The sequence below is a fragment of the Pseudoalteromonas sp. T1lg48 genome, from assembly GCF_002964785.1.
Classification (GTDB): Bacteria; Pseudomonadota; Gammaproteobacteria; order Enterobacterales; family Alteromonadaceae; genus Pseudoalteromonas.
Genome location: NZ_PQCC01000002.1, coordinates 499081 through 519604, shown reverse-complemented (window position 1 = coordinate 519604; position 20524 = coordinate 499081). Strand labels below are relative to the sequence as shown.

At 47.0% G+C, this 20524-nt stretch carries 13 protein-coding genes and 1 other RNA gene; 3 read left to right on the top strand and 11 right to left on the bottom strand.

What is annotated here, in order from left to right:
- Nucleotides 1-43 precede the first annotated feature (43 nt).
- From dolP to C2M29_RS04180, 4 genes are read right to left on the bottom strand one after another with little or no spacing between them, the layout of a single operon-like run.
- Nucleotides 44-613 carry a division/outer membrane stress-associated lipid-binding lipoprotein gene (gene dolP, locus C2M29_RS04195; protein WP_105188532.1) on the bottom strand — a complete coding sequence of 190 codons (570 nt, stop codon included), beginning with the start codon at nt 611-613 and terminating at the stop codon, nt 44-46.
- Nucleotides 614-1204 (bottom strand): SIS domain-containing protein, encoded by a 591-nt coding sequence (locus C2M29_RS04190; RefSeq protein ID WP_105188531.1) that lies wholly within the window; start codon nt 1202-1204, stop codon nt 614-616.
- Entirely contained in the window at nt 1205-1576 is a 372-nt protein-coding gene (locus C2M29_RS04185; RefSeq protein WP_105188530.1) for a YraN family protein, read from the bottom strand. It abuts the gene before it with no gap.
- Entirely contained in the window at nt 1545-3458 is a 1914-nt protein-coding gene (locus tag C2M29_RS04180; RefSeq protein ID WP_158684642.1) for a penicillin-binding protein activator, read from the bottom strand. The genes C2M29_RS04185 and C2M29_RS04180 overlap by 32 nt, the downstream gene beginning before the upstream one ends.
- Nucleotides 3459-3524: 66 nt before the next feature.
- On the opposite strand from C2M29_RS04180, the gene rsmI reads away from it, so the two are divergent.
- On the top strand, nt 3525-4394 hold the full coding sequence (rsmI, locus tag C2M29_RS04175; protein ID WP_105188528.1) for a 16S rRNA (cytidine(1402)-2'-O)-methyltransferase: 870 nt from the start codon (nt 3525-3527) through the stop codon (nt 4392-4394).
- A gap of 100 nt (nt 4395-4494) precedes the next feature.
- Nucleotides 4495-4851: RNase P RNA component class A (gene rnpB, locus C2M29_RS04170), an RNA gene on the top strand.
- Nucleotides 4852-5181: 330 nt separating this feature from the next.
- Here the strand turns inward: rnpB and C2M29_RS04165 are convergent.
- The 7 genes from C2M29_RS04165 to C2M29_RS04135 all read right to left on the bottom strand — a co-directional run bounded on the left by C2M29_RS04165 (nt 5182) and on the right by C2M29_RS04135 (nt 19402).
- Nucleotides 5182-5415 (bottom strand): hypothetical protein, encoded by a 234-nt coding sequence (locus tag C2M29_RS04165; protein ID WP_105188527.1) that lies wholly within the window; start codon nt 5413-5415, stop codon nt 5182-5184.
- Nucleotides 5416-5424: 9 nt separating this feature from the next.
- A complete protein-coding gene (locus C2M29_RS16680; protein WP_233998345.1) occupies nt 5425-11397 on the bottom strand; it encodes a choice-of-anchor U domain-containing protein in 5973 nt (1990 codons plus the stop codon).
- 447 nt (nt 11398-11844) lie between these two features.
- Nucleotides 11845-12531: a response regulator gene (locus C2M29_RS04155; protein ID WP_105188526.1), complete on the bottom strand. Its 687-nt coding sequence runs from the start codon at nt 12529-12531 to the stop codon at nt 11845-11847.
- A 1-nt stretch (nt 12532) separates the two neighbouring features.
- Nucleotides 12533-15778, bottom strand: a complete 3246-nt coding sequence (locus tag C2M29_RS04150) for an ATP-binding protein (RefSeq protein WP_105188525.1) — start codon at nt 15776-15778, stop codon at nt 12533-12535.
- A 341-nt stretch (nt 15779-16119) separates the two neighbouring features.
- The gene (locus C2M29_RS04145; protein WP_105188524.1) at nt 16120-17523 is read right to left on the bottom strand and encodes an MBL fold metallo-hydrolase RNA specificity domain-containing protein; all 1404 of its coding nucleotides are present in this window, start codon (nt 17521-17523) and stop codon (nt 16120-16122) included.
- A gap of 186 nt (nt 17524-17709) precedes the next feature.
- Entirely contained in the window at nt 17710-18690 is a 981-nt protein-coding gene (locus C2M29_RS04140; protein ID WP_105188523.1) for a DUF2860 family protein, read from the bottom strand.
- Between the two features lie 139 nt (nt 18691-18829).
- Entirely contained in the window at nt 18830-19402 is a 573-nt protein-coding gene (locus C2M29_RS04135; RefSeq protein WP_105188522.1) for a TetR/AcrR family transcriptional regulator, read from the bottom strand.
- Nucleotides 19403-19689: 287 nt separating this feature from the next.
- On the opposite strand from C2M29_RS04135, the gene C2M29_RS04130 reads away from it, so the two are divergent.
- A complete protein-coding gene (locus C2M29_RS04130) occupies nt 19690-20523 on the top strand; it encodes a pirin family protein (RefSeq protein WP_105188521.1) in 834 nt (277 codons plus the stop codon).
- The last annotated feature ends 1 nt before the right edge of the window (nt 20524 follow it).

The following is a 20524-nucleotide window of genomic DNA, read 5'->3' as shown; positions in this document are numbered from 1 at the left end:
TTTACAAAAGTGGCCTTTTTTATTGCGAATATTCTGAGGGCTATTAGATGTATTCGAACACCTTGATAACGCGCTCAACGCCGGAAATGTTGCGAGCAATTTGCACCGCGCGTTCGGCTTCTGCCTTGCTGACTAGGCCCATTAAGAAGACCTCGGCATTTTCAGTAACCACCTTAATATTGTTACCGCTGACATCATCGGCCGCCAATAACTGGGTTTTTACTTTGGAGGTAAGCCAGGTATCGTGACTTTGTGTGCTGATACTCGTCGGCGAACCCAGGCGCAACTGATTATGCAGGCGACGCAAACCATCGGCGCTCTCGGCGGCACTTTGTGCCTGTGACTTCATTTGATCGTTGGGCACCTGACCAAGTAGCAAGACGATACCGTTATAGCTGACCACGGTTACATTGGCGTCGTCCCGTTGACCTATGCGTTCTTTTATAGCCAAGGTGGCTTTAATCTCGATATTGTTATCGTCGATCTGACTGCCTATGGTGCGGCGATCATTGGCGGCGGTCACCGCACCAGCGGTACCGGCGACCACGGCGGCGGCACAGCCTTGCAGTAATAAGCTACCGACTAACACGGCGACAAGGTTTTTATTATTCATTTAGTTTTCTCCCTGAGGAAACAGCGTCATGTCAACGAGTTCACTAAGACAGTGCAGATTGACAAGGTGTGATTCTAAAATACGGCTTGGGCGCTTGGCGGGAATGCGAATTTCCACGTCATTGGCGCTTAGTAACCCGGCTAATTCGCCGCCGTCGTCTCCAACGAGGGCTATCACCGTCATATCCTTGGTTAGTGCTGCTTCGACGGCACTGATCACCGCTTTCTCATTACCATTGATGGCTAGCACCAGAAGCAGGTCACCTTGCTCACCCAGTGCTCTTATTTGCCGCGCAAAAATATCCCGGCTGCGTGTAGCGCTAGGCTGCGGGCTTAGGTTTAATGCATGTGGCGATAAGGAAATGGCCGGTAGGCATGGGCGTTCGGTTTCAAAAAAGTTAACCAGCAAGGCGGCAAAATGATCGCTCAACATATGGCAGCTGGAAGCACCACAACAAAGCAGTTTATTGCCATTGATCAGTGCCTGGGCAATGCTCAGAGACGCCGATTCAAGTACCCCGGGTAACACTTCTCCGGCGGCTATTTGCGCTTGGATGCTTTCGGTAAAAAGCTCTTTAATTTGTTCCTGCATTTATAATACGTTTTTTATCCAGTGAAATTGGGGTACCGACTGGCCTTCAATAGCCACATAGTCGGCACGGAGTATACAGTGCGCCAGGTCATGCTTTTGTACATAATGGGCAATGGTGCGTCGTAGCCGCTGTTGTTTGCGCTCCGTTAAAGCATAGAGTACGCCACCAAACTCTTGTTTACGGCGAAACTTAACCTCGACAAACACCCAGGTTAACCCTTCTTTCATGATCAGGTCTAATTCGCCGTAACGACAATTATAATTACGAGAGACCGGCGTTAGACCTTGTTTTTCTAGATAGTCCTGGGCCAGAAGCTCGTAATGCTGTCCTTTTGCCCTGCTATTGCGCCATTCCTTCGGTTGCCAAAACATCGCTTGTTTCCTCTTGCGGCTGCTGCCTCAATAGCGGTGTTGGGCTGATATGTTTAAGGTTCACCGGGGCTATTTGCCGCGACTGATAATGTGCCCATGCCAGGTGACGTACCACCTCGCCATCGCTGTTAACGCTTAATTGTCCTGTTAATCCGGGTAGGCTTTTGCCCGGTAGCATGCTTAACTGACGCAGCTCTGGGATCACTGTTATAGCATCATAGCCCATGGCAAACAGGCGATGCTCTATGTCGGCCTGATTAGGCCACAGACCTTGAACCGTTTCTTTTAGCTCACGAGTGGCCATATTATTTACACCGGTCGTTGGCAGCATCCAGGGAAGCTCGGTAAAGTATAAGCCGTTTAAATCGCGTTTGTCGGTAGTATCGATTTGCGTGCTATGACTTTTTGAGCTGGCATATAAGGGGATACGCTCGACAAAAGTGCTGACATTGACGTCCAAAAAGGGTTTTAACAAGCGAGTCTGTGTGGCGTCGGCGAGCAGGTAAATCACGTCGATATCGCGGCGTGAGCGGGTTTCGCTTTCCACCGCTTGTTTAAACAGGCTTTCAATTAACTCGATGCGCGCTTTGCTTTGTCCCACCTCGAGAATGTCGGTGATCGCCTGTTCCATTTCTTTGTTGTTATCAAACAAGCCAACCAGGGGGGCTTGCTCGTTATAGCGCAGCCATTGATTGCTGAAATATTCACTTAAGCGAGTACCCGAGCGGTCATTGCTGGCCAAAATAAGCGGCTTTTTAAAGCCTTGGGCCATAAAGTGCTGGAGGGCTTGGTCGAGCTCGTGCTCGGGTGCAAGAGCAAAATAAAAGTGTTGCGATGACTGGCGCAGGTAATCACTGCGGTTTAAGTAGATGCTGGGGATGCCTTCGAGAAGCGCTTGCTGCTCAAAGCGATTGATATTGCCCTTTAATAGCGGGCCTATGGCAAAGTCGATATTATTGGCGATGATGGCCGCTTGAATGTCTTCGTTGCTAAGGTTGGCATCAATAAAATACACATCGTTAAACTGGTGCTTGTCCAGCGCGGCAATCACTCCATTTTTAACGGCTTCACCCAGGGTACGGTTACCACCGCTCAGGGGAAGGAAAACACCCAGGTTAGCCACCTTATAGGGCTCGACTTGCATTAACTGGGCGACTTTCTCATTGAGAGCAAAGCTGGCCGGGTGATCAGGATTACGACGCTGCCAATTATTGGAGGCGCTATGTAATTCTACCGGTTGGCCAAGATAAAGCTGTTTGATTAGGGCCAGTTGTATCCAGCCTTGTTGAATGCTGGAGCCATTATTGAAGCTTTGCAGTTGCTCCGTGGTAAGCCCTTGCAAGCTTTGCCAAAGTAGCGGATTAACCTCGGCATCATCAAGCTCATAGCGGTCGGCGGTTTCCGAAGCGCGCAATAAAAAAGGGACGGCCTGATTGTCTAAGCGCATATGGGCATAGGTGGCGCCCTGTACTAATTGATGCCAGTAAAAGTGTTCCGGGGTACTTAGTTGGGATTGAACCGAGGCGGAGTCGCGTAAGGCGTTATTTGGGTTGCCTAATTTTATTTGCGCATAGGCGCGAATTAACAAGGCCTGCACATGCCAGCGCGGATGCTTCTTCAGCAAGGTGTCGCTAACGCTTTGTAAGGTTTGCCAGTCTTGCTCGGCAAGGGCTTGATTCTGTGCCGCCACCAGTTTAAATCTTTGCTGGTCACCATTCAATTCTAGCGCCTGTGCATAGAGCTGCTGTGCCGACAACACTTCGGGCTGTGCCGGAGCGCTGATATTTGTAGCGGGATTTACATTTTCTTGGGGCTTTTGTGTTGTGCTGCAGGCTGATAAGCCCGACAATAGCACTAAACCAGCAATCGATTTGAGTCGCACAGTCTTTGTGTTCCAATTGGCCATAGTGTGATTCGCTTATCTTACTGACTGATGCAGGAGAGCTCAATGTCCAATGCGGATATTTCAACCGATCATCCCCACACAAACGCCGGCACCTTATATATTGTCGCGACGCCCATAGGAAATTTAGATGATATCAGCCAGCGTGCTATCAAAACCCTAGCCGAGGTCGACTTAATCGCGGCTGAAGACACCCGCCATACCGCTAAGCTGTTATCGCACTTGGGGATCAGCAAGCGCACCATGGCCCTGCACGACCATAATGAAAAGCAAAAAGCGCAACAAGTTCTGCAATGGTTGGAAGAAGGGCTCAATGTCGCTCTGGTCAGTGATGCTGGCACACCGCTTATCAGTGACCCGGGTTATGCGCTGGTGAGCCTGTGTCGCGCCAGTGGTGCTCGGGTAACGCCCGTTCCCGGAGCCTGTGCCGCCATTGCCGCGGTTAGTTGCTCGGGGTTACCCACGGATAAATTCCAGTTCGTTGGCTTTCTGCCGGCCAAAAGTAAGGCCCGCCAAGAGTTCTATGTACAGGCTCATGAAAGCGGCATCACTAGCATAATGTATGAAAGCACGCACAGGATCATGGCCAGCCTTGATGATTTACAGCAAGCCTTGGGCGAGCAGCAACAGGTTGTTTTGGCAAAGGAACTGACTAAAAGTTTTGAAACCTTTTTTAGCGGCACCGTGGTGGAGCTGCTCGCGTTTCTTGAAGAAGATCCGGCTCGTCAAAAAGGGGAGATTGTTCTTATGCTGCCGGGAAAGGTGGCGGACAAAACCACGATCGATCCCGAGGCTATTCGTCTTATTGAGCTGTTAAAGGCGGATATGCCACTCAAAAAGGCCTGCGCCGTCGCCGCCGATTACTTCGGTTTAAAGAAAAACGCATTATATAAAAGTATGTTGGAACAGCAGTAGTTCTGTTGTTTTACGCCGTTGTCGCTCAAGGGCGAATGTCCGAAGCATTTAGCTGCGTAATGGCGCTGGCTAGTTAGGTGTAAATAGGTATAATAGCGCCCGAGTCGGCTAGATAATCGCTGCCTGTGACGAAAATGATCAGGGGGAGGAAAGTCCGGGCTCCACAGGGCAGGGTGCCAGCTAACGGCTGGGGGGCGCAAGCCTACGACAAGTGCAGCAGAGAGAAGACCGCCTAAGTCCTTCGGGACCGGTAAGGGTGAAAGGGTGCGGTAAGAGCGCACCGGGCCGCTGGTAACAGTTGGCAGCAGGGTAAACTCCACCCGGAGCAAGACCAAATAGGGTTCCTTATGGTGTGGCCCACATCGGAACCGGGTAGGTTGCTTGAACCTTGGAGCGATCCAAGGTCTAGACGAATGATTATCCACGACAGAACCCGGCTTACAGGCTGACTCATCAATTTTAGTAACCGCTTGATTTGCTTATGTAGATCAAGCGGTTTTCTAAAATCCTTCTTCATTACACCGAACTTCCATGTATCCTGTGATAATAGTGGTTTACATCGTAAACGCTCATTGCATCGCAATATCTATCGCTAAAAGCTTAATAAAGTTATTTTGATGGCTTTATAGGCTGGTTGTGTTGTCGCGGGCAGTTTGATTTCCTTAAGATTAATGTCCAATCTTAACGGCGTGTGGCTTCGATTTATAATTTCGAACTTTATCAAACTAATTTACTGAAGATACGATTGCTTAGCCACAGCCCAAAAGAGCTGTGGCTAGATCGTCTATTATTGAACTGTGAGCGTGCCTGTTTGTGATACGCTGTCAATATCCACTGTAATGGCTTTACCTGTACTTGTCTGAGTTGCTTGTATGTCAGTTACACTTACCGTAAAAGTTTTAGTTACAGGTGGTGTAATTTCAGTGACTGCTTCATCATCTTTAGAGTTATCACCACAGCCAACCAGGGGGGCTGATATTAATACTAAAGAAAGAGTTAATAGTTTACTTACTTTTGTCATTATCCTCTCCTAAAACTCATAGCTAACAATAAAGTGGGTTTCGCCAACAACTAACTGCACAGCCTGCTCAAACTCAAAGGTTAGTTGTCCGTTATCTTCGTTAAATTTGCCCTGGCCGACTTGTTCTTCCGCAGTGGCAATACCATCTCGGTTAACATCTAGGTAGATTTGTACAAAGCCAATATCATTAACTTCATCCATATCTCCGCTTGTAGATAGCGTCAAACTGTTGATTTCTGCATCGCCAGAATCGCTTGTGATAGAGAAATTCAGAACCGTTTTTTCACCATCATCTTGATTGTAATTGCCTGCTTCAGAGCGATTCAGTGAGGCGCTTACAGTTGGCGTTGGTATTTCGACCGCGACAGCACTTGGGTCATGGATGATACCGTTGGCTAGCCCATCAGCATCGTTTGCTCCACCATCTTCGATAGTTAGTTGCACACAATAATGACCCTCAGTTAGCCCTAGTTGATAGCTTTCATCACCCACCTTGGGGCATTGACCAAGTGCGCCTGCCGCCGAGTAAACTTGGTTTTTGGCATCAATAGCAAAGGCTTGCCATCCTTTACCATCAATAAATTTACGATAAGTGGCATTTGCTGGAATCGCAGAGGATTGAGGGATCACGACGTTTACGCTAGTGCCTATTTCCATACCTGAGATAATAAAATCAACTAACTGACCGACAATCTCAAAGCCAGTATCTTTGTTTGAACCAGTCACTTCTGTCAGTTCTTGAGATGTTATTTGCGCATTGGTTTTATCAGCTGCGAAAGCCACATCACCTAATTTTAACTGCAGACCTTCTTGCGTTTGCATGAAAACCCCGCTGCTAATAAGTGGCAGTTCGTTTACTTTGTCGGAGGCATCCAGGTAGTCCGGTATACGGTCTCCGTCATTATCAGCGTAACCTTCATCTACATCAGGAATTCCGTCACCGTCACTGTCTGCACCCGGTAAGAGAATAGGAGCGACAGCATTCACTTTGATTAAGAAGTCGGCTGAAGTTTGTAATTCACCAACGCCATTGTCTGAAACATCTACCGATATTTTATACACGCCGTTCTCTAGTGCCGATGGATCAAATTCAATCGTGTTAGTTTGCGCTGTGATGCTGAGCATACTGTCAGAATTTGCCCAATTAAAGTGATGACTATCGAGTGGATTTTCATCGAAAACCAGTGCCGTCACTGTCACGCTGCCCGCATTAGCGTAAACTTTTGAAACAGATTGATTATTTTGCACTACTACTAAGGTAACAACAGGCGCAACATTCGGCTCTTGGGTATCGATAATACCGTCACCATCGCGATCCGGGTCGCTGTTGTCACCGATGCCATCACCATCGCTGTCGGCCCATTCACTGGCATCTAATGGGAAGGCATCAGATGAGTCTTCAACACCGTCATTATCGTCGTCAGAGTCAGCGTTGTTGCCGATGCCGTCGTTGTCGGTATCCAGTGATTCGCTGGCATCTAGAGGGAACGCATCAGAAGCATCTTCCACACCATCATTGTCATCGTCAGAGTCAGCGTTGTTGCCGATGCCGTCGTTGTCGGTATCCAGTGATTCGCTGGCATCTAATGGGAAGGCATCAGAAGCATCTTCCACACCATCATTGTCATCGTCAGAGTCAGCGTTGTTGCCGATGCCGTCGTTGTCGGTGTCCAGTGATTCGTTGGCATCTAATGGGAAGGCATCAGAGGTATCTTCCACGCCGTCGTTATCGTCGTCAGTATCTGCGTTGTTGCCGATACCGTCGTTATCGGTGTCCTTTGATTCACTGGTATCCAATGGGAAGGCATCCAAGGCGTCTTCCACACCGTCATTATCGTCGTCGGTGTCAGCGTTGTTACCGATACCGTCGTTGTCGGTATCAATTGACTCACTGGCATCTAGAGGGAAGGCATCCAGTGCGTCCTCAACACCATCATTGTCGTCGTCATTGTCGGCGTTGTCACCGATACCATCAAGATCGGTATCTAATGTTTCGGTTGGATCATTGGGTAGTGCGTCACTATTGTCGCCCACGCCATCACCGTCGCTATCTGTGGTTTCAGTCGCGTCGGTTGGGAAGTCATCGTTGGTATCTGGCGTGCCATCACCGTCAAAGTCACCATAAAAGTCATATTCAATGGCACCCACATCCAGCTGTGGATAGATAGGACCGCCTTCTTCAACAGGGTTATCAGGGTTATATTCCCCTAACACTCGCTCAGCGCCAAGTAAATCGAAGGTATCTACGCCCTCGTCGCCCGGGGTGCCCATATCAATACTGGCACTGCCTGGAATTGGGCGATAATCGCCATTTGCTGGATCTGCTAACACCACGGTACCTGTCGAGGTGAAGCCACACTCGCTGCCTTCCACCCAGCTGGTGGTCTGCATTTCCCAAGTGGCGACATCACACACGGTAGAACCGCTTGGGCCATTTAACAGTAAGCTGTTTTGCAACTGTGCCTTACCACCATCACCTAGTACTGAAATGGTGCCGCTTTCGCTGTTATAAATCGTGCTCGAATACAGCGAAATTAGACCATCGATAGTCACCAATGCCGCTTCATCACCCGTTACATTGGCAATCAAGCTGTTATCCATATACAGCTTATAAATTTCACCACCAATAACGGGAGCCGTCATATTTTCAATCAAGGTGAAATCGAGCATCACATAGGACGCAGTGCGCATTTCGATAGCACTGGCGGGAGTAAGGGCAGCAGGGTTGCCAAGCTCTACTGAAATATCCGTTTGTTGATTAAAACCATTACGCAAGGTTAAGCCCACAAAGTGTGGAAACTGACTGCTCATCAAGTGATCGGTCATCACCACTGCGAAAAGTGATGTGGTATTTTGACCATCAATCACCACCTCACGATTGCCATCAATTTTCATCCCCTTCGTGATTACCAGCGGACTCTTAAGCGCGATGGTCATCGCACCGCTAAAGGTAATGGTATTGAAATCAGCGCCTGGTTCAGTGGCACATAAATCGGCTAACGCTTGACGTAACGTCCCAGGGCCACTATCTGCATTGCTGGTTACGGTAATTTCATTAGCAAGACATGGGCTAAATGGATCATCATCGACTCGCGCCCACGCTAAAACAACATCATCTTCAGTGATCAGTGTTTGCAGGCCGGGTTTACCTTCTACCTGATAGTAATAATCAATGACGCCATCGTTGTCTCGGTCTTCGTCGACGGTATCGTCAAGTCCGTCATTATCAAAATCAGGGAAATTGCCAAAGCTGGTTGGGAAGGGATCTTCTAGATCGTTGGTGCCGTCACCATCGGTATCGTAATTTAACGGATCGGTTAAACCGGCGCTTTCGTCTTCATCGCTGATGCCATCATTGTCATCATCTAAATCAGCGTTATTACCAATGCCGTCACCATCGGTATCAAGTGACTCGGTATTATCAAATGGGAAGTCATCATACCAGTCGAAAACTCCGTCATTATCATCGTCACTGTCCCAGTGATCGGCAATGCCATCCGAGTCATTATCGCCATAAATAACGACCCCTGCCGAACAAACTTCAGGGCCCGTTATACCGTCTAGCGAACGTGGAATAACACAAAAACGCACGTGCAAGCCTACTGAGCCACTTGCCACATAAGTTTGTTCTGTTGCGCCGCTGATATCCAGCCAAACGCCGTTAACTAGCTTTTGCCATTGATGAGGACTTCGAGACTCCACATCGTAATTGCCGTCACCGGGCGCTATATAAGTATAATTGCCTACCAAATCGACGCCCGTTGGAGAAATGGTGGTTACAGCCACATTTTCCGCATAAGGAATATTGCCTACTTTGAACCAATCGCCGCAGCGCTCGGTTTCGTTATAGTACATACACAGGGTGACGTAATGATTGCCCTCGGCCATTGTAGCCTGGTAGCCATAGTCTCCATAGGCAATCCACTCTGCATCATCTCTGGTTCCCGTTACCGATCGAATCCAATATACATCTTGTGGATTGATGCCATAAGGAATATTGGCAAACAAATAATCACCAACCCGCATACTCTGGCCCAGTTTACTTACCCGGGGCTTTATCCAGATATCGTTGATGTGGCGTTCGCCGTAGTAATAGGCATCTGAATGCACAGCGACACCATAATAGCTCGATTCACTTGTTCGCCAATCACCTGTTTGAAAAGTCGGAATGCCTTCGCAGGTAGAACACCAACGTTCAGAGGCGGTGGCATTGGTTCTGGTAAAGGCTAATTGCCAGGGTTCTGCTGCTATTTCAAGCAGCTCTTTGCTGCTATCGTTAATGCTTGTAAGGCTAATAAACTTGTTCGTATCTGGCAGTTTAAATTTTAAGTAATCGAAGGTTTCACTGGCGGCCCAACTCGGCGGTGTCAACCTCTCAAAGTAGAGACCACGATCATTTCGACCTTGATCAAGGTTAATAAAAATTTCCTGCGCTCGATTTGCCGAATGATGTATGCCGATATACTCGTCATCGTCGGTATCGTAACGTACGGTACTGGCTTGCCATAAGATGGCTCTATCCTGAACAATAGTGTCGCCAGGTAAGTAGTCAACGCATGCGGTATTCATACTATCAAACACACAAGTGTTGTAATGGTAGGTGGCAAACCAGTGCCAATAGCTATTACTGCCGATAATTTCATGATCCCAGCCTCTGGCAGCGACAAAATTAGGGAACATTTTGGCTAAGGTACCGACGATAGGTTTATTGTCACCATCGGTAACAGGCGCAGCCAATTCGGCTTCAGCAGTGCCTTCCCAGCTGCCTTCAATTTCAGAGTAAAGCGTGCGCTGCATTTGCAGTGGCTCAAAATCGCTGTTTACGTATGGCAGTCGTGGGGTGTCAAATATGCCCCGACTAAACGCATCAACTGGCACAGATAAGTAAGTACAAAAGTTTTGTACATCATCATCTTCTGCGCAAGCGGCTTTATTTAATAATGGTGAGGTTGCCGCACTATGCTGATAATACTGAAAGTTTGTTTGCGGCACCGTTAAGTAACTACCGCCGCGAATATTAGTATTAGTATCTCGGACGGTTTTAAAGCGATTAGCAATGCTGCTGATATTTCCGAGCACCATAAAACCAACACGACCACCATACACGGTACTACCATTGTCTTCTTCGACACTTCTCGCTTGCATCATGCGCAAACCGATACTGGAAATTTCGCCAATACCGCTGGTCACTGTGGCGCCTTGATAGACTTCAATGGTGTTAAGTTGGCGAAAGCCGAAACTGTTTTTATACAACATCGGGCGTTGAAGCTGTGCGACCGTGACGGCATCGGAGAACGTAGCGCCTAATTCAATCGTGGCCCCCGTAAAACCGGTATCTTTTAATTCAGTACTGGAAATCAGTAACATGCGGCCATCAGCTAGGCGATGCCAGCCTTCTTCAGCAATAAAGTATTTTAAGGTGGCGCCTTGCAAGTCAGCAGAAAACCCCGGCGCTTGGCGAATATCAAATAAGAACTGATTGCCGTGCGTAATTGGTGCTGTGGGCACGATACTGACGCCTTTATTCAGATTTGGGTCTGCAAAGGCAACAAAGACGACTGGGCGGCTAAAAATACGATTAGTCCAAACATCGTTAATAATATTGCCAGCGCCCACTGTGAGCGTGCCGGTTTCGGCTGGGATCCCCATTAACGCAGGTGCACCGTCAAAGCGAATATAATAACCACCTACATTGTCTAAATATGAACCGTCGGTCGTTGAAAAACGCCACTGTTCACCACCGTCATTGCTAATAAAACCAGAGGCTTGTGGATTTATTGCTTGAGTGATTATGGTGGTATCACCACTCAAGGTTAGATTGTTAGTAATCGCGTTATCACTACTTAGTGTGCCAATGCTGCCCTTATCGACGCTGGCAGCGTGAGCAGTAGATAGCAATAAACAGGGTAGAGTAAGCGAGGTTATCGCAATGAATTGTTTTATCCGAGTTAAAACATGCTGATGAACACTGTGTATGCCCATAAGTGAGTCCCCAAATCAATGTCTTTTAAAATGGCTCTAAAAACCTTTTCCAATTCTAAAAAACAAATATGCAGTGAATGTGCAAAAATGACTCCTTAATGTGTTGGGGATAATGAGTGCGCACGATAGTAAGGTGCTATTAGGGGAAATCGATGAACTTTAATCAGCTCACACTCTTGAAACTCTGCATCACCTTACATAAATGTGTTTGTTCAGTTAACAGGGCTGTTAAAAAGCTCATCATGTAGGCTGGTGGCAACCCAAAGCCTAATCATTGTGAGTGTGTGAGCTGTGAGCTGTGAGCTGTGAGCATGAGGTAGGAGAGTGGATTGCCGCATCTCATCGCTAAATACTGGAGAAGGCTGGCACTAGGGCTTAGGTAGGTATTTTAGTTTGCGTAGACTGGGCTTAAGTATTTAGACATTTTTTATCAGGCTGAGGAAAGAGTTAAATTGGCATTGGTTGATATTTATAACCTGCGCCGTAAATTGATTGAATAAGTTCAAAGCCTATCGGTAATTGTGACAGTTTTTTACGCACATTACGAATATGGCTATCCACCGTGCGATCTGAAACATCACGATAATCGTGATAGACGTTGTCCAAAATTTGCTGACGATTATAAACACGCTCGGGTTGAGCATACAGTAATTGAAGTATTCGAAATTCAATGGCGCTTAATTGTACACAATGCAGCTGATAGCAAACCCTAAGGGTATCCTCATCAACAGCTATTTGTGTAGTCGTTGTGGCATTGGGTTGTTGTGAGAATGCTATGCGGCGTAAGTTTACTTTTACCCGAGCGACCAATTCCTTGACTGAATAAGGCTTACACACATAGTCATCAGCGCCAATTTCCAAGCCAATAAGTCGATCTACTTCGTCAACCTTTGCCGTGGTCATGATGATTGGTAAAGTAGAAAACTCCCTAACTTGCTTACAAACAGTACTGCCTTGGACTGTAGGTAAATCTAAATCTAGCAATAACAGAGCGGGGGAATGTGTCTTAATCCAATCGGCAACACTGGCGCCATCGTCAAAGTGTTTCACCGTAAATCCATCAGCTTGCAGATACAGGGTGACAATTTCAGCAATTTCTGCATCATCTTCAACAATAACGATGGTATGGGACATATCACTTTGAACTAAAAACAGAAACAGGCAATGAGATATTAACGGCAATACCACCTAAGGTCGAGAGCTGAGCGTCGATTTCTCCTTGATGTGATTCAACAATGGTGCGACAGATCCATAAACCTAAGCCAGAGCCGTCAGCGCTTTTTGATTTATTGGATGGGGCTCGATAGAGACGATCAAATAAGTGAGTTAATTCATCAAGATCCACGGCTGGGGCGCTGTCTTCAAACGTGATCTGAATGTGCCTTGCTTTGTTTTTGTCGTCGCTAATCGTTACTTTGACCTGTCCGCCGTTGTCGGTATAACGACCAGAGTTTTTCAGTAGGTTGCTAAACACTTGTAACATCCGAGCACCATCAAGCATCAGCAGATAAACGCTGTGTTCTGGAAGTTGATTATCGAATATTAAACTCAGTTGTTTTTGTTCTAATAGCGGCTGGTAAGCATCAAGGGCTTCACTCAATAGGCAAGCAATATCGCAGGGCTGTTTATCTAAACGGAGCATATGGTTGTCAGCCATGGATAGTTGGTAAATATCGCCCACTAACTGGTTTAAATTGGTGATCCGTTTTTGCATCCGCTCATAGGATTTTTCATCCGGTGCTAGCATGCCGTCTTGCATTGCCTCTAATTGCAATTTGATCATTGAAATGGGGGTGCGTAAGTCATGGCTAACCTCAGCAAGTAACTGATTTTTCTGATTCATCAATTCAGACATCATTTCAGCGCGTTCTATCGCTTGTGTTTGTTCTAACTTTTGCCACTGTTTGCGTTTGGCCAGTGCTAACTGCCAGCGAAACAGCCAATAAGCTAATACCAACACTGACAATACCAACAAGGATTTAAACACTAAGGTTTGATAAAACTTTGGCTGCACGGTAACTGCAATGCTTGTCGATGGCTCAGTCCACATACCATTTCTGTTAGAGCCTTGAATATTGAGTTGATACTGACCTGGAGCCAACCCTGTGTAGCGGATCTGCCGAACGTCCCAAGGGGTAGTGTGCCATTTCTCATCAAAGCCGATTAGTTGATAGCGATATTGGTTTTTCTCTGGCTGAGAATAATCAAGTGCAGAAATACGTAAGGTGAGTTCGGTATTCTCGGCCGTTAAGTTGAGCTTAGGTGTGTTGGGGTTAAGGTTGAACGCAGCATCATCAATGTGTAGTGAGGTGATGGCCAACGGCGCTTGGTAGTGCCAATTTGCTTTTAACTGATTGTTAAATAAGGTAATGGCATGTGAGGTGGCATAAAGATAATAATCATTATTTAAGGCAAAAAATGCTTTGCTTCTGCCATTGACTATATTGCCATCTTTAGCTGTTAAAGCTAACACCTGCTCCCCATTCGCTGTTACTTTCTTGCCGGCGCCAATGAGCAAACCACCGTCATGCGTTGGTAATATGCCTTCTTCAAGCACTGCACCAGTAAATAACTCAGCCGCAAACGGCTCAAATAGCTTTTCATTTTTGGTTTCTGAAATGAGCTTAAATAGCCCACCACGTGTGTAAACAATCAAGCTTCCATCAGCCAACTCTGTTACTTGAACAATATAATTGTTGGTTAAGGTATTGTTGGTATGGCGCTGCTCGGTGTAGATGGTTGCATTGAGCTCACCGCTTTCTATCACGCCAACACCATTAATCGTGCCGGCCCAAATCCTGTTTTGTGTATCGACATACAGTGAGCGGACAAACGCAATGAAAGGCTTGCCATCGGCTAAGGCGGGGGACAGTTGGTTAGTGGTTAAATCAAGTTTAACTAAGCCGCGATCTGTGCCTATCCATAACTCGTTGTTAAGGCCTTTGACCAAGGTATAAACGAAGACGCCCTGATTTTTAGTCAGTGGCAAGGTAAGCTCTAAGAGCACCTTACCATCGGCATCTGTTTTGATTATGCTGCCATTTGTGCTGCCCAGCCAAAAAGTACCATCATCATTGACTACACCACCCACTACAGAAGTGTTGATATATTCCGGCGTGGTAAAAAACGGGCTGACATTACCCGTTGCTAAATTAACGCGGTAGGGCTTATCTGCATTCAGCACCAAAATGGATTGGACATTAACCTTAATCACATTTTGAATAAAGGAAGAAAAGACCGGCTCAAGCGCGCGGTGGAACCTGTTTACTACTTGGTATTGCTGAACATCAGGCACGAAATATTGTAGACCATATTGGTTTACGCCAAGCCAGATCAGGCCTGATTTTGATGTCAGTATCGGATAAACAGTGTTGCTTTTGAGGCCGTAACTATCCAATAAGTTACCTTCAAACCTATATAATATTTCGCCTGTTGTGGCCTGGCGTACTTCAATGCCGTCGTAGCCGGAGATCCATATTTGTCGTGGCTCACCATCAATTGCTTTAGATTCAGCAATGCCAGTATCAATACTTGGAGTCTTGCCCGCTGAGCTCTCGAGTTTGCTGATCTTGTCGCTGGCAGGATCGATTAAATAAGTGCCCTGCCGTTGAGTGCCCACCCATATGCGGCCGTCGCTGGCAGTAAATAATCGTCTTGCGACGACATTAATTACCGAGTCATTTCCCGCTTTGTCAGTTACTAGATTAAACCCCTGCTTTGCTAAATTTAACTTGGCTATCCCTTTGGCTGTAGCGAGCCAAACGTCGTCACTCTTATCAAGTTCCACATCAAGTAAATAGTTAAAATACCGATCAGTGGCGTTATCAAGAGACTTAAATTGGGTGAATGTTTCAGTTTCAATATCGAGTTTGGATAGCCCATAGCTGTGGGCTATCCACAAACTGCCACTGCTATCTCGTTTCAATCCATTGACCTGATTGCCGCCAACGCTTTTGTCATTATTTTCTTGGTTCTGCTTATCTTGGAAGTATTGCTGCGCATGCCCACTGCTTAAACTTACTTTAAATAAGCCACGTGTCATGCTGCCAATCCAAAGTGTATCGCCATCGGCGAGTAACGAACGGACATGAATGTTGGTAAGGTTTACTTCATCGTTCGTTGCCAATAATGGTTGGTATTGATAACCATCAAAACGATAAACTCCATTGCGAGTACCGACCCAAATAAATCCTTGTTCGTCTTGAGCTAGTTTTAATATTTCTTTACTTGGTAATAAGTTATTGCTTTCAACAGAAAAAAGCGGGAGAGAGAAAAGCGATGATGAAAACTTGGCGGCTGCGTTGGCGCTTTGTAAAAGTAACACGATCAGTATAAAGCAATTTCGGATGAAATTTTTGAAGGAGATTAAACCCTTAATCATTGATTGCCTTACAACTACACACTAAATCAAAAAAAAAGAGTCTAACATAGACTACAGATTTATCTTTTATAAAAGGAAACTTTCTGTTTGATATTTAACTCAACTAACCAATTGATCTTTCAAGCGCTTTGCTAAACTTCCAAACAACGTCATATAAGCCCGAGTACCAGTGGTACATGGCTTGGTACACACTGAAAAATCCCCCACCACTCGAAGCCATGTGAGTTACAGTCATTCCAGATTGCGATTAGGCGGACGTGCTGACTCAACAAACTCCATGGCCGCCTGATTATTCAGGCGGCTTTTTGATTCACGCAAAAGTCTCGTACATTTCAAGCCGGTTAAAACTCGATACTTTGGCCTAAAATGGGTATTTCAGCTTCAATATTGTGTTCATTCAGCAGTTTTTCCGACAATGCCATTAGGGCGTCGGGCTCCCCGTGCACCAGCACCACTTTGGGCTGGGTTTTAAAGTTGGCAACCCAGTTAATCAGCTCTCTTTGTCCGGCGTGGGCCGAAAAACCGCCCAGGGTTTCTACATTGGCCTTCACAATAAAATCGTCACCAAAGAGTTTAATGTGCTGCGCGCCTTCAACCAGTATGCGCCCGAGCGTACCGTAAGCCTGAAAACCGACAAAAATTAAGGTGTTGCGACTGTCCCAAATGCGGTGCTTAAAGTGGTGGGTAATACGCCCGCCGGTACACATGCCGCTGCCGGCAATAATAAGCGCGCCCTTGCTGATCTTATTAATGGACATGGAGTCTTCGGCGCTCACCATCAAATGCAAGGTGGAAAGAAAGTTTTTTAACAGGGTTTGCTCCCCCGTGCATAAGGGTTTAACCCCTTCACAATCCAAGGTAGGCAGCCACTGATCGTAAATTTGTGTGACCTCTATCGCCATGGGACTATCTAAAAAGATTTGCCAGTTATCCAGCTCACCGGCCATCTGCAATTTACCCAGATACAGCAATAGCTCCTGGGTACGGCCAACGGCGAAGGCGGGGATCATCACATTACCACCATTTTCAAATGCGGTGTGCAACACTTCTCTAAACTGGCTTAAGGTGTCACCCAGCGATTTATGCTCACGATCGCCATAGGTGCCTTCCATAAGAACTATGTCCGCATTCTCAAGCAAGGTGGGGTCATTCATCAACAGGGTGTCCTTGTTGCCTAAATCCCCCGAGAAAACGAGAGTTTTATGCTGACCCTGGTCGTCAAATTGTAGTTCCACAATGGCTGAGCCGAGAATATGTCCGGCATCATAGAAGCACAGTGAAGCACCCTCACTTAATTTTTTTCTTTCTTTATAGGCAATGGGTTTGAGTAAATCCAACACCTGCAACACATCGGCTTTTGAGTACAGGGGCTCAATTTCTGGTTTGCCCTTGCGCATTAATTTACGGTTTTCCCGCATCAGATCATTTTCATACAGGCCCAGGGCGTCAAAAAGCATTACCGGGAGTAATTGTGAAGTTGCTTCGGTGCAATAGATGGGACCTTTAAAGCCATCATGAACTAAAGAGGGTAAGCGACCTGAATGATCTAAATGGGCGTGGGATAAAATCACGGCATCTATGCGACCAGGGTTAAAGTTAAACTGCTTTCTCGATACCTTGTGTTTTGCTCTCATCCCTTGCAGCATGCCGCAATCGAGTAACACTTCACCAAGAGCCGGTGTGGAGAGTAAATGGCAGGAGCCCGTTACTTCTTGCGCTGCGCCATGAAATGTAATTTTTGCCATAAAAATATACCCACAAGCGAAAAAGCTTGCCGTTATTCAACCTACTATGAGTTTAGTGAGGAAAATGGCTAAATGTGAGCCCGGCCAAAGGTTTTGCTTAAAAAGGCAAATCTCGGTGGCAAAGAAGATAAAAAAAGCGAGCATCTAGCTCGCTTTAAATCACTTCCTTGTGCATCGCTCTTGGCTTTAAAAACGGTAGCGCAGGCCCATGGCGGCAAAGTTTTCGGTTTCGTCGTAGAACTCAATGTTGGAGTCGGTGCGACGTGTACCTCCAGAGGCTACAAACGACCAGTTGTCCCAGCCCTCAATTTTGTCATAGCTGTACGCCACTATGGCCGAGTATCGATCATCTTCTTGCACCTGATTGAAAATAGGGTTCAATTCATCATTTTCCGTACTGCGGTAGCGCGCCGACAGAGCCAGGGAGTGATTACCGAATACTGTGGTGTAGGTTAGCTCTACGCCGTAACCGTCCAGGGACATGGCCTCGCCATCGGCATCGAAATCATTATAGTTGGCGCCTAGTTTGAAATTCGACTGTGGACCCAGGTCAAATACATAACCGGCTTCAAGGTAGTAACCATTGCCTTCACGTTCGAGCTGGTCTTGAAACGCGGAGTAACTATTGAGGCCTGAATCTTCATCGTCAACCTTACGGCTAAATCCGGTCAGCTGGGCGTAGAAGTTGGTATCGAGAATATTCTTGTAGGTAATGCGTACCGCATCATCTCCCATATCGGTGTCGTGGCGGCGCTCGTCGGTCATGTAGGGGTCACGCCAGACTTCATCGGCGATCACATTGGGGATCAAGGCCACGGCCAGAGTGGATTTCCCGCCCACCTCCACGCGGTAACCCAGGGCAACGGAAAACAACCCGGTGCGAACGCCATCACGGGTTTCGCCATTAATAAAGAATTGCTGGTTGTTGGTATCGCCAAAGGTGTATTTGACCGTACCAATAGGGAAGGCAACCACGTCGTCTTCTTTGTTGCCCTTGCTATTCAAGGTGCCGTTTTTGACCTTATCATCACCGCTATAAAGGTTACTTTTGTGGCTGCGCGCACTGGCTATAAAGGATACGTCGCCACTCCAACCCGCCTCACCTAAATCGGCGAAGGCACTGCCACTGGCTAGAAAGGCGATAGGTGCTAAATATTGAATCTTCATACTTCTGTGTCTCCACGGTTAAAAACTTTTGCAATGACTTGGTAAATAACTTAACTTTATTAACCGAACGTTCGTTCTTTTAAGTGGTGTAAAAAAACAGGTGTGTATTACCTGCTTGTGTATTTGGCTCTAAAGAGATTTAGCGGCTAACCGCGCGCCATGCCATATCGACTGTCGCCTCGAGTAATTGTGCGTCCACCTCGATTTCCCGGTTCAGGTGAGCCTGGATCAGGTGGGTGATCGGGGCTATGGTCAGTGCATGTACAACCGGCTTAGGGTAACTGACTACCAAGCCTTCAGTTACGGCCCGGGTGTAGAGCTCATGTAAAGGTGCATCGCACTCTAGGCCCCGTGCACGCGCCTGGGCACTGATATTGGGCGAATTTTTAAATTGCTCCTGAAAAGAAAACATAATGGGATTAGCGATAAAAAAAGCAAACATATTACGAATGTACTGGCAAAAAACACTCTTTACCGAGGTGTCGCTATTCACGTCGCCGAAATAGGCATTTGCCGATTCTTCCTTGAGCATCACATACAGCTTGTTGAGCATGTCTTCCTTATTTTCAAAATAAACATATAAGGTTGATGCCGATACGCCGGCCGCCCGGCCAATTTTCGACATGGATGCACCGGCAAGCCCTTGCTCGGTGACGACTCGCATGGCAGCGCGATAGATGGCTTGCTTTTTATTATCGTCTTTTAATCTCATAACAAAACGAACGTTCACTTAAGGCAGGAGGATTATTATCCTTTGGGTCTAATGCTGTCAACGACCAGTGGCGACCAGGCAAACTTAGGTTACAAATTGTCAAATGTAGGCACGTATTTTAACTCTGTGTGTCTCTTGGTGTGAGGCAGTTACAAGTAGTTACCCTTTATGTAAGAGGACATCCGATTCAGTATGCTAAAAATTAGCATCTTCCTTGCTGATTTCCCGCATTACAATTCACAAAAACGCACACTAAACTGGCTGTAACAGAACTTTGGAGAAACCCAATGAAAGTTTTACATGTTTTACGCGCTCAGCCGACCCAGGATGGTGACGGCGTTAATATTCGCCGCGTGGCCGGTTTTGATGGTCGTTACCTTGACCCTTTTTTAATGCTGGACGAGCTTAAATCCGACGATCGAAAAGATTATATGGGTGGCTTTCCGCCGCATCCCCACCGCGGCATCGAAACCTTTACCTATCTGATAAAAGGCGGTTTTGAGCACAGGGATCACCTGGGTAATCAAAAGGCCATTCGCAGCGGCGATGTGCAGTGGATGAGTACGGGTCGTGGGGTCATACACAGTGAAATGCCCTTGGCCGAAAGTGAGGGCCTGCATGGTTTTCAAATTTGGATCAATATGCCGAGTGCCGACAAAATGCGTCCGCCTCGCTACCAGGATTCTACCTCCGCTCCCTTGCCGGTCATTGAAAATGGTGCCGGCGCTCGTCTGCGAGCGCTTGGTGGTCGTTGGCAAGTGGCAGAACAGCTGGCCGAGTCGCCGCTTAATAATCTGGCGGCAGATGCGGCGTTGGCCGATGTGGAGCTGCAACCTGGCGGGCGGCTAGATTTGGCACCGTTACATCAGTCTAAGGTGATGGTCTATATCCATACGGGCAGCTTGGCGCAGGGCCAATATAAGGCGGGTGATCTCTTGATCCTTGAGCCGGGCAGTGACATTGCTCTTAGCTCGGAGCACGGAGGCGGCGCTTTGCTCCTGGCCGGTGAGCCTTTGGAGCAGCCTATAGCCCATATGGGGCCCTTCGTGATGACCACGCAGGAAGAGTTGATGCAAGCGGTGCGGGACTATCAGGCCGGTCGTTTTGGTACAATCGAATAGG

Coding starts and splice junctions, on each gene's coding strand:
- dolP (WP_105188532.1), bottom strand. CDS start 613: ATGAATAATAAAAACCTTGTCGCCGTGTTAGTCGGTAGCTTATTACTG.
- C2M29_RS04190 (WP_105188531.1), bottom strand. CDS start 1,204: ATGCAGGAACAAATTAAAGAGCTTTTTACCGAAAGCATCCAAGCGCAA.
- C2M29_RS04185 (WP_105188530.1), bottom strand. CDS start 1,576: ATGTTTTGGCAACCGAAGGAATGGCGCAATAGCAGGGCAAAAGGACAG.
- rsmI (WP_105188528.1), top strand. CDS start 3,525: ATGTCCAATGCGGATATTTCAACCGATCATCCCCACACAAACGCCGGC.
- C2M29_RS04165 (WP_105188527.1), bottom strand. CDS start 5,415: ATGACAAAAGTAAGTAAACTATTAACTCTTTCTTTAGTATTAATATCA.
- C2M29_RS16680 (WP_233998345.1), bottom strand. CDS start 11,397: ATGGGCATACACAGTGTTCATCAGCATGTTTTAACTCGGATAAAACAA.
- C2M29_RS04155 (WP_105188526.1), bottom strand. CDS start 12,531: ATGTCCCATACCATCGTTATTGTTGAAGATGATGCAGAAATTGCTGAA.
- C2M29_RS04150 (WP_105188525.1), bottom strand. CDS start 15,778: ATGATTAAGGGTTTAATCTCCTTCAAAAATTTCATCCGAAATTGCTTT.
- C2M29_RS04145 (WP_105188524.1), bottom strand. CDS start 17,523: ATGGCAAAAATTACATTTCATGGCGCAGCGCAAGAAGTAACGGGCTCC.
- C2M29_RS04140 (WP_105188523.1), bottom strand. CDS start 18,690: ATGAAGATTCAATATTTAGCACCTATCGCCTTTCTAGCCAGTGGCAGT.
- C2M29_RS04135 (WP_105188522.1), bottom strand. CDS start 19,402: ATGAGATTAAAAGACGATAATAAAAAGCAAGCCATCTATCGCGCTGCC.
- C2M29_RS04130 (WP_105188521.1), top strand. CDS start 19,690: ATGAAAGTTTTACATGTTTTACGCGCTCAGCCGACCCAGGATGGTGAC.